Here is a 12,823-nt window from a genome sequence, read left to right as displayed (position 1 = left end):
CGCCAGCCTCTCCCGTATCCGCCTCCCCGGACGCTGCCCGGGTGTGGAACAGTCAGGCCGCGGGCCGGCCGGGGTCAGTGAAGCGGGGAGCGGCGATCGCCGCTGTTCGACGGAAGAACTCATGCCTCGTCCCTCTCCCACGCGGCCCACTCCTTCGACGCCCGCCCCGCCATGCTGCGCAGCGTGGCGCGCGGAGAAGCGGCACCGGTCATGAAGCTCCCCAGGTCATCGGTGTTCCCCTGGACGAGGTTGGGCGGACCCGACTCGCCGTAGCGGGGCAGCAGCGTCCAACGCTCCTTCAGCGCACGGTCCTTGAGACCTGCCATCACCGGGTTGCCCGGCCTGGACAGCGGATTGGCCGAGGCGTCCTGAAGGAAGTCCGTCCATACCCTCTGCACCCTCGGGTCGAGCCAGTGCGCGGCGTTGGCCATCGCCGCCTCGTGCGAGACGGCCTTGCGCGGGACGGCCAGCACACCCGACTCGGTGATCACAGAACGGCGGGTGGTGCGCTCGACGGGAGGCATGACGAAGGCGTCGAAGTCGACACCCGGCTTCATGCCGGTGGCCGCGATCCCCTGCGACTGCCAGGAACCGTGCAGGAACATGCCGACCTTCCCGGTCTTCAGCGCGGCGGGCCCGTTGTTCTGGTCGAAGTCGGCCGGTGTCATCCAGCCCCTGTCCATGAAGTCCTGCCAGATCTGCAGCGCCTTCTGCGCCTGCGGGTCGGTGTACTGCGCCTTCCCGCTGATCAGCTCCGCGTAGAACTCCGGGTCCACCTTGCTGACGAGCTCCTGGAACCACTCGTAGGCGGGCCAGTTACCGGTCTGCGTGGCGACGAACGGGACGACGCCCGCCTTCTTCAGCACCTCGGCGTTGTGCAGCAGCTCGTCCCAGGTGTCCGGCGCCTTCAGACCGTGCTGGCGGAAGAGGGCCGTGTTGTAGAAGAGCACGTAGTACGACTCGTAGAGCGGCATCCCGTACACGGAGCCGCGGTACGACATCGACTCACGCGTCTGGGGAGTGACCCAGCCCTTGCGTTCACAGTCGGCCCAGATCGAGGAGAGATCGCTGAGTTCTCCGGTGCGGGCCAGCGACTTGAGGAAGTAGCCCGAGGCCCACTTGATCATGTCCGTGGCCTTGGTCGTCTGCAGCGAGATCTGCGTGACCTGCCTGTACGACGTGGGGTTCGGGTTGGACAGGGGGCGCAGCGCGTACCCGGTGAGCTTCTTCAGCTCGCGCCCGGCCGCGACGTAGCCCTGGTCCCAGGTGGCGTTGTCGTTGGCGAGCGAGGTGGTGCCGGGCTTCACCGCAGTGCTGTCTCCCCGGGCGCAGCCGGCCAGTGAGGCCACGGCGCCGCCTCCGATGCCGGCCAGGATGCTGCGGCGGCCGAGTGGGTGGGACGACCGGTGTGTCGCCCCGCCGATTGATCTCATGGGTTCCCTTCCCTGCGGATCCCGGCGGAGATCCCTGGCGCTGGGGGTGCGATGGGTGAGAGAGCTCGGGGCCCGCCGCGAGATCTCGCCGTACCGCACGGCAGTGGCGGTTCGGATTGCGAGGATGTTAACGACACCATCTGGCCGAAACAAGCCTCCGTGACGAGAATCCTCGGTCGACCCCCTCCGATCTGGCATTACGCATCACGAGGAAGGGCTCCCCTTGTTCCCTCGTTTGGTTATCGATACCATCCCGGCGGTTGCCCCGCTCACCTCTCCAGGAGTACCTGTGCTCTCAGATCCCCGACCGTACGAACGCGACCCCCGCTACCCGGCCACCGCCGCCGTGATCAGCGGGTGGAACGACGCCGTGGCGACCCTGCCCGACCGGCCGACCGTGCTCGCCGTGGACGGGCCCGCGGCCCTGGACTGGGACGAGGCCGCCCGTGGGATCGCCGCGGCCCTGCGGGCGCGGTCCGCGGAGGTCGGCGTCCTCGACGTACGCGAGCGCTGGTCACCGGCGGCCGTCGAGCGGCTGTGCACCCCGCACGGCGGCGCCGACGCCTTCTTCCTCCCGCTCGCCGGGTTCGAGATGGCCGACCTGTTCGAGGGTCCGCCGACCGTCGAGCGGCCCACGCACGGCGTCCTGCTGGTTTTCGGTCCCGGCGCCGCCCTGTGCTCACCCGATCTGACCTGGTGGGCGGACCTGCCCAAGCGGTACGCCGAGAGCGCCGTGGCCGCCGGGACGCTGCCCGTGGGAGTCAACCTCGGGCGCCCCGGCGTGCCGGGTGAACTGCGCCGTCTCTTCTACACGGACTGGCCGGTGGCCGACAGCCACCGCGACGCGCTCGCGCCAGTGATCGACCGGTGGATCGACCTTCAGGACCCGCGGGCCCCCGCCTCTCTGGACGGTACGGCGATGCGCGCCACCCTCGCCGGGCTCGCCCGGCAGCCGGTGCGCACCCGCCCGTACTTCAACTCCACCGCCTGGGGCGGGAGGTGGGCCGCGGACACGCTCGGTTTCGAGCCCGACAACGGCAACACCGCACTCGGCTACGAGCTGATCGCGCCCGAAGCCGGTGTCCTCGTCGGGCAGGACGCCGGTGCACAGGTGGAGCTGCCCTTCCAGCTCCTGTGCGTCCTGCACCCCGAGCAGTTCCTCGGCACGGACGTGCACGAGCGCTACGGCACCTCGTTCCCCATCCGTTTCGACTACCTCGACACCGTCGGCGGCGGCAACCTGTCCCTGCACTGCCACCCGCGGGAGCGGTACATGCGGGAGCACTTCGGCTGGTCCTACACCCAGCACGAGACCTACTACGTCACCGCGAGCGAGCCCGGCGCCCGGGTCTTCCTCGGACTTCGGCAGGATGCGGACGTGGACCTGCTGCGCAAGGAAGTCGAGGAGTCCGCCGCACACGGCACACCGCTGCGCGTCGAGGACCATGTGCGGACGTTCCCGGCCGATCCCGGGCAGCTGTTCATGATCCCGGCCGGCACCCCGCACGCCTCCGGCGCGGGCAACCTGGTCCTGGAGATCAGCGCCACGCCGTACCTGTACTCACTGCGGTTCTACGACTGGCTGCGCCGCGCCTCCGGGGTACCCCGGCCGTTGTCCCACCGGCACGCCTTCGCCAACCTCGACACCGCGCGGCGCGGCACCGACGTGGCCGAGGATCTCGTCCAGCGGCCGCGCGTCCTGCGCGAGGGCGCGGGCTGGCGCGAGGAGGTCCTCGGCGCCCTGCCCGAGATGTTCTACGCGGTCCACCGCTTCGTACTCGACGGCACCGGCCCGGCGCACGACGACACGGAGGGCCGCTTCCACATCCTCAACGTCGCCGCCGGCGACGGCGTGGTGGTGGAGACAGCCGACGGCCGGCGCCACGGCCTCGCGTTCGCCGAAACGCTCACCGTGCCCGCGGTGACGGGCGGTTACCGTCTGCACCCCGTCGGCACGCGGCCCGTCCAGGTCGTCAAGTCCCTGGTGACACCCGCATGACCCGGGTGCCCGTGCTGGAGATCGGCGGCACCCACGTCACTGCCGCCCTGGTGGACATGACGACCGGACTGCCGGTCGCCGGCTCCGTCGCCCGCAGACCGGTGCCCGCCCACGCGGGCGCCACCGAGATCCTCGACCGCTTCGCCGAGGCCGCCCGGCACATCCCGGCACCCGCCCGGGCGCACTGGGGCGTCGCCATACCGGGCCCGTTCGACTACGCGGCCGGCATCGGAAAGTTCCGGGGCATCGGCAAGTTCGAGGCCCTGCACGACCTCGACGTCGGGGCGGAACTGCGCGGGCGACCACCGCACCCACGGGCTGTCACCTTCCTCAACGACGCGGACGCCTTCGCCCTGGGGGAACACCACGGTGGGGCCGCGGCGGGCCGGAGCCGGTCGGTGTGCATCACCCTCGGTACCGGCATCGGATCCTCCTTCCTGTCTGACGGACGTCCTGTCACCGAGGGCCCCACCGTCCCGCCGGGCGGCCGGGCCCACCGCATCAGCGTCGACGGACTGCCGCTGGAAGAGGTGGTCTCGCGGCAGGCGATCCGCACCCGGTACGCCCGGGCCGCAGGTCTCCACGGCGCGGCCGAAGGCCCGGACGTCAGCGCCATCGCCGACCTCGCCCGACGGGGCGACCGGCACGCCGCCGAGACGATCAGCGGGTGTTTCACCGCGCTGGGGCGCGCCCTGGCCCCCTGGTGCGCCGCCTTCCAGCCGGACGTCATGGTGATCGGCGGCTCCATGGCCAAGTCCTTCGACCTCATCAGCCCCATACTGCGGGCCGGTCTCACCACCGGGGCCAGGACCACCGGGCCAGAAGCCGAACGGACCGTCGCCGCGATGGAACTGTGCACCGCCCGACGCCCCGACGACGCACCCCTGATCGGCGCCGCGCACTGGGCCCTGGGACACCGTACGGAGGGCGAGCCGCCGGTCGCTTTCCCTGCCGTCCCCACACCCGGTGCCGCCACCCGAGCACCTCGTCCATGACCGTCCCGACCCGCGAGGACGGGCCGCGGCGTTCACCCCCCGGGGCGGACGGCACCGCGGGCCCGGCACTCTCTACAATGGCGGCGCTCGCGGCTCCGGCGATCCACCGGCTGCACACCACCCCTGACGGTACGAAGGAAGGACCGGCCGTGGCCCAGCACCGACCGAGCGACGCCGCCGCGCCGACGATGCGTGACGTCGCCGCCCGCGCCGAGGTCAGTGCGATGACCGTCTCCCGGGTACTCAAGGACGACCCCCGGGTCACCGAAGCGACCAAGAGGCGGGTGCTGAGCGCCGTCGACGCGCTCGGCTACCGGCGCAACGAGACCGCCCGCCGGCTGCGGGTCGGCGGCAGCGGCATGATCGGTCTGCTCGTCGCCAACCTGGCCAACCCCTTCTACTCCCGCCTGGCACTCGGCGTCCAGGAGGTGGCCTACGCGCACGGCCTGCGGGTCCTGCTCGGCAACACGGCCGAACAGGTCGACCGGGAACGGGGACTGGTGGAGGACCTCGCCGCCAGCCAGGTCGACGGGATGATCGTCGTCCCGGCCAGTGGAAGCCACCGTCACCTGGCACCGGCCGCGCTGCGCGGCATGCCCCTCGTCCTGGCCTCCCGGCCGCCGGCGGGAATGGAAGCCGACTGCGTCCTCGTGGACGACTACGGCGGAGCCGAAGCAGTCATCAGCCGACTCATCGACGACGGACACCGGCGCATCGGTTTCCTCGGCAACCCCCCGGCGCTCTACACCGGTGCCGAGCGGTTCCGCGGCTACTGGGCGGCTCACGAGGAAGCCGGCCTGGAACCCGACGAGCGTCACATCCGCCGCGGACTGTCCGACGTGGCCGCGGCCGAACAAGCCGCCATCGCCCTGCTGAGCGGGCCCGACGCCCCCACCGCCCTCTTCTGTACCAACAACCGCCTGACCCACGGCGCCATCCGCGCCGCCCGCACCCTCGCCGCCCCGGTGTCCCTGGCCGGATTCGACGACTTCGACCTCGCGGACGTCCTCGGGCTCCCCCTGACGATCGCCTCCTACGACGCCGACGAGATCGGACGCAGGGCCGGCCAGATGCTCGTCGACCGCATCAACGCCGGCCCCGGCGCCCCGCCGCCCGTGCGGCGTTCGATGGTCCCCATCGAGGTCATCCGATACGGGACCGACCTCACCTGAGCGTTCCCCATCCGCCCCTTCCGGGCCCGCCGGCAACCGGCGTGGCCCGGCACACAGTCCTGCCCGCCCACGCGCGCGGAATTCCGGACGGAGTCTCCATGCACGACAACCGCACACTGACCGAAGGCCGACTCGCCCGGGTCCTCGACCAGCGCCTCAGGGCCGCGGTCCACACCCGCTCCCTCCCCCTGGAGGTCAGCGCCCACCACATCCACGGCGAACCCGTACCGGTGAGCGACGGTATCGCCGGTCCCTACAAGCCGATCGACACCGGCGCACCCTGGGGACCGGCCTGGTCCACCACTTGGTTCCGGATCCGCGGCACCGTACCGGATGACTGGGCAGGGGAACGGGTCGAAGCGGTGCTCGACCTCGGCTTCGGCACCACCCAGCCCGGCTTCTCCGCCGAAGGGCTCGTGTACCGGGCGGACGGCACACCGGTGAAGGCCCTCAACCCGCGCAACTCCTGGCTCCCGATAGCCGAACAGGCCAAGGGCGGTGAGAACTTCGAGTTCCACATCGAGGCCGCCGCCAACCCGCTGATCTTCGACTTCGACGCCGCCGGCGACCCCTTCGTCCCCACCCGTGCGGGCGACGTCGCCTCCTGGCTGCGCGCCGACCGCCCCGCCGGGCCCGCGGGCGAACCGCTGTACCGGCTGACCCGCATGGATCTCGCCGTCTTCGACAAGACCGTCTGGGAACTCGTCCAGGACCTCGACGTACTGTCCGGGCTCATGCACCAGCTGCCCGAGGACTCCACCCGCCGCAGCCAGATCCGCACCACGGTGAGCAGGGCCCTCGACGCGATCGACCTCCAGGACATCGGCGGCACCGCGGGCCGGGCCAGAGCACTGCTCGCCCCTGCCCTCACGGCGCCCGCGCACGCGGGCGCCCATCAGATCTCGGCCGTCGGCCATGCGCACATCGACACGGCCTGGCTGTGGCCGGTACGCGAAACCGTGCGCAAAGCGGCCCGCACCGTCTCGAACGTGACCTCGCTGATGGACGACCACCCCGACTTCCGGTTCGTCATGTCCCAGGCCCAGCAACTGGCCTGGCTCAAAGAACAACGCCCCGAGGTGTACGACCGGGTCCTCGAAAAGGTGGCGACCGGTCAGCTCCTGCCGACCGGCAGCCTCTGGGTCGAACCCGACACCAACTTGTCCGGCGGCGAGTCGCTGGTCCGCCAGTTCGTCCACGGCAAGCGGTTCTACTTGGAGGAATTCGGCATCGAGACACGCGACATGTGGCTGCCCGACACCTTCGGCTACAACGCCGCACTGCCCCAACTCATGAAGCTCGCCGGCATCGACTGGTTCCTCACCCAGAAGATCTCCTGGAACACGACGAACGCCTTCCCCCACCACACCTTCTGGTGGGAGGGCATCGACGGCTCGCGCGTCTTCAGCCACTTCCCGCCCGTCGATTCCTACAACGGCGACCTCTCCGGCGCCGACATCGCCCACACCGAACGCAACTTCCGCGACAAGGGGGCCGCCAACCGCTCCCTGGTGCCGTTCGGCTACGGCGACGGCGGAGGCGGACCCACCCGCGAGATGCTGGCCCGCGCCGACCGGCTCGCGGACCTTGAGGGTTCGGCGAAGGTCGAGCTGGAAGGCCCCGCCGAATTCTTCACCAAGGCACAGCGGGAATATCCCGACGCACCGGTATGGGTCGGCGAGCTGTACCTGGAACTTCACCGTGGCACCCTCACCAGCCAGCTCGCCACCAAGCAGGGCAACCGGCGCTGCGAACACCTGCTGCGCGAGGCGGAGTTGTGGTCCGCGACCGCCACCGTGCGCACCGGCGAGCCGTACCCGTACGCCGCACTCGACCGGATCTGGAAGACCGTCCTGCTCCACCAGTTCCACGACATCCTGCCCGGCTCCTCCATCGCCTGGGTACACCGGGAAACGGAACAGGCGCACCAGGACGCCGCCCGCGAACTGAACGCCCTCATCGACTCCGCCCAGCGGACCCTGGCCGGCCCGTCGGGCCCCAACGGCGGCGAGGTCGTCTTCAACGCGGCCCCGCACAGCCGCGACGGCGTGCCCGCCCTCGGTGCCGTCCCCCGCGGCACAACGCCCCGGCCGGTACCCGTACGCGTCGGCGACGACAGCGACCTCGTCCTGGACAACGGCCTCGTCCGCATCACGGTCGACGTCCGCGGCCTGATCACGTCCGCCTACGACCTCACCGCCCAGCGCGAAGCACTCGCCCCCGGAACGGTGGGCAACCTGCTCCAGCTCCACCCGGACTTCCCCAACCAATGGGACGCCTGGGACCTCGACGCCTTCTACCGCAACACCGTGCAGGACCTCACCCGGGCCGACGAAGTCACCCACGACGGCGACGCCATCGAGGTCGTACGAAGCGTCAACGCATCACGTATCCGCCAACGGCTCTCCCTGCCCGAAGGGGCCCGCCGGCTCGACATCGACACCACCGTCGAATGGCGAGAGCGCGAGAAGATCCTCAAGGCGGCCTTCCCCTTCGACCTCCGGGCCGGCCACTCCACCAGCGAGATCCCCTTCGGCCACGTCCAGCGGCCCACCCACTCCAACACCAGCTGGGACGCCGCCCGCTTCGAGATCTGCGCCCACCGCTTCCTCCACCTCACAGAACCCGACTGGGGAGCAGCCCTGGTCAACGACTCCACCTACGGCCACGACGTCACCCACGACGTACGGCCCGACGGCGGCACGACCACCACGGCCAGGCTCTCGCTGCTGCGCGCCCCCCTCTTCCCCGACCCGGAAGCGGACCAGGGCGAACACCGCTTCCGCTACGGCCTGGTGCTCGGCGCGGACATCGGCGACGCCGTACGCGAGGGCTACGGCTTCAACCTGGCCGAACGCACCGTTCCCGGCACAAGCGCCGTCGACCCGCTGGTCGAGGTCGACCACGGCGGCGTCGTGATCGAGGCGGTCAAACTCGCCGACGACGGCTCAGGAGACGTGATCGTACGGCTCTACGAGTCACTCGGCAGCCGGGCCGGCACGACCCTCCGCACCGGATTCCCCCTGGCCACCGCCACCATGACCGATCTCCTCGAACGCCCCCTCGCGGACGAACCCGAACTGACCACAACCACCGACGGCGTCACATTCGCCTTGCGCCCGTTCCAGATCGTGACCGTACGTCTGCTCCCACGCGGCTGACCGCTCAACGCGTTCACGACGCCGCGCGGGTCAGGGCACTCCGTCGCCGGGCGGGTCCGCGAGCGCCGGGAGTTCGCGGACGCTCTGATCGTGTCATTGCGCGTGGTTGCGGGGGAGGGGCGGTGACGATCGGACACGCGGGCGGTTGGGGGGAGGGGCGAACAGGGACCACACCGTCGACACTCCGCGCTGACAGGAGTTCCCCGGGTTTTCACGAGGGCGTGCACGGCGTTCCGGAGCCGGCGCGGTCGCTGTACGGAGGCTGGCCGTGCGGGACCGGAGCCGGGCGTGCCGCGCGAGGGCGGAGAAGTCCGGTGCGTGCGCGTTCCTCGCCGCCCGGCCCGCGGGGCCGTGGCCGCGACCGACAACGCGCTGGCGTCCGTCGGCGTGAGCCACCACGTGAGGTACCGCTCTCCGGGCCGAGGGCTGTGAAGGCTCCGCTACCGCCGCCGGTGAACGCCCGTCGACGTACCATCGGGCGGCACCGCCTTCGTCGGCACACTCCCCAACCGGTCGCCGCCTCCACCTCATCGGCGACCGTCCCGGCCCCCATGCCACCGCGATCGGCCGGCCCTCCGGAGCCGGGAACTTCGCCGCGCGCCCTCGGCGCGGTTGTCCGCGCCGCACTCCGGCGTCCTGTCAGGACCACAACGCGCGCAGCGCAGCGTTGACTTCGGCAGGGTGCTGCGTGTGCGGGTAGTAGCCCGGCACGCGCAGGCGCCGGGCGCCGATCCGGTCGGCGACCGCCTCCGCACAGGCCAGCAGCGGCTCCCCGGCATATCGGCGATACGGCTCCGGAGCGTCCTGCCAGGTCCCCGAGACGACGAGCTTGGGCCAGGAGGCAGCGGCCAGTGGCTCCAACGGCGGGTCCGCCTCCCACACCGGCCGCTCACGCATCGACGTACGCACAGCGCGCAGCCTCTCGGGCGTCGGCTCCGGCATCGCCATGCCGAGCCCTTCCGTGGATAGGCGCAGGTACTCCGCCGGGTCCAACTCCTGCTGCCGCGGCGGCTCTTGCCGGGAGCCCGCACCGTCCGGCCGTACCGGCTCCTCCGTGCCCACCGGCATCTCCACCCGGTCAAGCAGCTCGCGTACCGCGGGGTGGTCCGATGCGGCCCTGAAGGCGGACGGCTGGATCAGCGCGAGCGAGCGCACCGCCCGGGGACGACGCCCGGCGGCGAGCATCGCGGCCAGCCCACCGTGGGAATGGCCGACCAGATGCGCCCCGTCAGGGCAGTCGTTGAGCAGCCTCACGAGATCCTCCGCATCGGCCTCGAAATCGCTGCGCGCGGTGTCCGGGGAACTCCCGTACCCCCGCCGGTCCACCAGCAGCAGCGGGCGGGTGTCCGCGAGCGGGCGCTGGGCGGCGAATCCGTACGCCGCGTCCTCGCCCCAGGTGAAGATGCCATGGACGAAGACGGCGGGTACGGCCACCGCTCCGGTCGCCGCCGCATTCCAGACGGTCACGTGTACCGGCTGCATCGGTCCTCCTCGTGCGGGACGGCCGGGCGCTAGGAGGCATGCCCATCACGGAATGAACAATGCTCCGAAGCTCGGGCCGGAACAGGGAGTGCCGAGGACCGGATCGAGTCCCGGGGCGTCGGCCCGCCCACGACGCGGCACCGGGAGAGCCCTGGCCATTGCCGGTTTGGCGGCGGGGGGGGGTACCAACTGGGCCGAGAGCTCACTCGTCGGCCTCGGCGTGCTGGACGAGATCCGCGCTGCCCGCACCGCACCGGCCCCGGCGGGGATCGACGCCCCGCCGCGATGCCTCCGGAGTACCGCAGGGCCGTACGACGGACGCGGCGACGTGGCTGCGCAGCTGCCTTGGCCCACGCCGTGACTGCCTTGACGTGATGGCCACGCGGAGGGCCGCACCGGTAGGAGGGCCTGGCGAATCGGACACCCTCCGTGTCCCGTTCACGGCCTTGAGACCTGGGCAGGGCGAGGCGGTTCAGCGTTTGACGCGGCTGCGAACGGCCAGCACTGCCAGGCCCAGAAGGAGCGGCTCGGTGAGGCGGGACGTCATCTCGATGTACTTGCCCGCGGTGGTCAGGTCCTGACCGGCGGACCGGAACACGACCGAATTGAGTGTGACGTTCAAGGCTTTCTCGAAGCGCTCGCCGGTGAACCGGTCCCCGACGGGGGGCTGCGGGTCGGGATGGTCGATCTCGAAGGTGACCTTCCCACCACCGGCCGGTACCATCCCAGTCGCCTCCTGCTTCGGACCCTCACGGGGGATCCCGATCCCCGTCAACAGCACGACGGTGACGAGCAGCGCCGCGGCGAGCCACCCCAGCGCCCGGGAGGCACGCAGTCCGTAACCGGACAACAGCCAGTAACCGTGCAGCAGAGCGCGCTCGGCGCGCGTCGAGTTCGCGCGGTCCTGGCGGCGCATCTCCATCTCGCCGTAGTAGAAATCCGCCGCCCCCGGCTCGTTCTTCCCGTCCTCGAACGCCTTCCGCAACGCCCGGTACACCGGGGCCAGTTGCGCCGGCCCGACGCTCCCCGCCCCGGTCCCGGTCGTGTTCCAGCCCGGGATCGCGCCGGGCTGCCGCGAGCGCCAGTGGCGCTCTTCGGCCAGCGTGCGACGCCGTGTGAAACGCACCGGTCGCCCGCGCCTCCGGTGCACACCGACCGGGACACCGGCGAAGGCGCAGTCGCCCTCCAGACGCAACTGGTCCAGGTGCACGGTCCCGGCAAACAGACATTCCGTCAGATCGACATCGGCGAGTATCAGGTGAGCCGCGTCGACACCACGCACCGACGCCATCCGCACCGTGGCCTCGGGCCCGCCGGCAAGACCGTTCTCGGCGACGGGCGCACCGTCGGCGAGGAGAAAGGGGTCGGCTTCCGCGGCGATCGTGAGTGGTAACTCGAAAACCGCCTGTGTGAAATCCACCGTCGCGTGACGCAGCCGTAACTCGGCGGTCGACGACCAGCGAGTCCGCCGGCACGTCAGGTGACGTGCGGCGAGTAAGAGGTTCATCGGGCCGTGGAAAGCAGCCCCGGACAGCGTCATCCTTCCCTCGCACAGCATCGGGCCCAGAGTGACTGGCTGATCGAATACCGCCGACACGAACCCGGCATGGGCACCAAAAGCTGCCGCACTGAAGGACACTGCGCCCCCGAACGTTGCTTGCTCGAAATGGGCGGCTCCTTTGAAAGTCGCTTCCTTGAACCACGCGTTGCGCTCGAAGGTTACGTTCTCGAACCGGGCGTCCTTCCTGAATACCGCTGCCCTGAACCCGGCGTTTCCCATGAAAGTCACCGACCCGAACAGGCCATCTCCTCCGAAGTTCGCCGCCCTGAACCATGCGCCACGCTCGAAAGAGGCCGCTTCGAACAGGGCGTCGTTTCTGAAATTCGCCCCCTCAAACCCGGTGTTGGCTCTGAAAGTTGCTTTCCTGAACCCGGCGTTCCCGTTGAAGGTGGCAGCCCTGAACCATGTCTCATATCCGAAGGTCGCCTTCCTGAACCGGCAGTCCCCCCTGAAAACCGCTGCCCTGAACCCGGCAAGACTGTGGAAGGTCACTTCTTGGAAACTGGCGATGTCTTGAAATCTTGCTTCCGGGAACCGGGCGTCACTCTCAAAAATCGCCGCCTTGAAACCGGCATGGTGGTGAAAGACAGCTCCAGTGAAATCAGCGCCGCCCTCGAAGGTCGCGGCAGCGAATTTCGTGGCGCCCTTGAAAATCGCCGCACCGAACCCGACGGCACCCGAGAACGTCGCTTCCCCGAAATCGGCCATGCCGTCGAAAGTTGCGGCACCGAACTGAGCCGCGCCGAGAACGGGTTTGCCGGTGACCGGATCACGGACGGAGCTGAGCAGGGCGACGAGAAGGGGCTCGGTGAAGGGGGTACCGCGGTGGTCCATGCCGGATCCGGGGGCCAGGCCGCTCAAGTAGATGGCGCGGTCTGCGTCGGCGAGATGGGCCAGACACGCGCCATGGCCACTGACACGGATGCCTCGGCAGCCGATCGGGTCCTCCGGCATGCTTCCGTGCCCGCAATGCGGCCACGGGGGTGCGCTGGCGGACGGCTGAGTGTTCGGATGCGGCAT

7 protein-coding genes are annotated in these 12,823 nt (G+C 70.5%); 4 read left to right on the top strand and 3 right to left on the bottom strand.

The window, feature by feature from the left end; all coding sequences use genetic code 11:
- Positions 1–119: 119 nt before the first annotated feature.
- A complete protein-coding gene (locus tag GXP76_RS01590; RefSeq protein ID WP_242569554.1) occupies positions 120–1,433 on the bottom strand; it encodes an ABC transporter substrate-binding protein in 1,314 nt (437 codons plus the stop codon).
- Positions 1,434–1,722: 289 nt separating this feature from the next.
- On the opposite strand from GXP76_RS01590, the gene GXP76_RS01585 reads away from it, so the two are divergent.
- The 4 genes from GXP76_RS01585 (at position 1,723) to GXP76_RS01570 (ending at position 8,760) form a co-directional block, all read left to right on the top strand.
- Positions 1,723–3,432 (top strand): class I mannose-6-phosphate isomerase, encoded by a 1,710-nt coding sequence (locus GXP76_RS01585; RefSeq protein ID WP_374359600.1) that lies wholly within the window; start codon positions 1,723–1,725, stop codon positions 3,430–3,432.
- Positions 3,429–4,427, top strand: coding sequence for an ROK family protein (locus GXP76_RS01580; RefSeq protein ID WP_242569553.1), 999 nt, complete (start codon positions 3,429–3,431; stop codon positions 4,425–4,427). The genes GXP76_RS01585 and GXP76_RS01580 overlap by 4 nt, the downstream gene beginning before the upstream one ends.
- Positions 4,428–4,615: 188 nt before the next feature.
- Positions 4,616–5,599 (top strand): LacI family DNA-binding transcriptional regulator, encoded by a 984-nt coding sequence (locus GXP76_RS01575; RefSeq protein ID WP_242569585.1) that lies wholly within the window; start codon positions 4,616–4,618, stop codon positions 5,597–5,599.
- A 98-nt stretch (positions 5,600–5,697) separates the two neighbouring features.
- Positions 5,698–8,760: a glycoside hydrolase family 38 C-terminal domain-containing protein gene (locus GXP76_RS01570; protein WP_242569552.1), complete on the top strand. Its 3,063-nt coding sequence runs from the start codon at positions 5,698–5,700 to the stop codon at positions 8,758–8,760.
- A 639-nt stretch (positions 8,761–9,399) separates the two neighbouring features.
- Here GXP76_RS01570 and GXP76_RS01565 read toward each other — a convergent pair.
- Together GXP76_RS01565 and GXP76_RS01560 are read right to left on the bottom strand one after the other, a co-directional pair.
- Positions 9,400–10,242 (bottom strand): alpha/beta fold hydrolase, encoded by an 843-nt coding sequence (locus GXP76_RS01565; RefSeq protein WP_242569551.1) that lies wholly within the window; start codon positions 10,240–10,242, stop codon positions 9,400–9,402.
- Between the two features lie 472 nt (positions 10,243–10,714).
- Complete coding sequence (locus GXP76_RS01560; RefSeq protein ID WP_242569550.1) at positions 10,715–12,757, bottom strand: pentapeptide repeat-containing protein; 2,043 nt, start codon at positions 12,755–12,757, stop codon at positions 10,715–10,717.
- Between the last annotated feature and the right edge of the window lie 66 nt (positions 12,758–12,823).

This window comes from Streptomyces sp. NP-1717 (assembly GCF_022695985.1).
GTDB lineage: Bacteria > Actinomycetota > Actinomycetes > Streptomycetales > Streptomycetaceae > Streptomyces.
The sequence above is the reverse complement of the archived record's forward strand: the minus strand, read 5'-3'. Positions and strand labels throughout refer to the sequence as shown.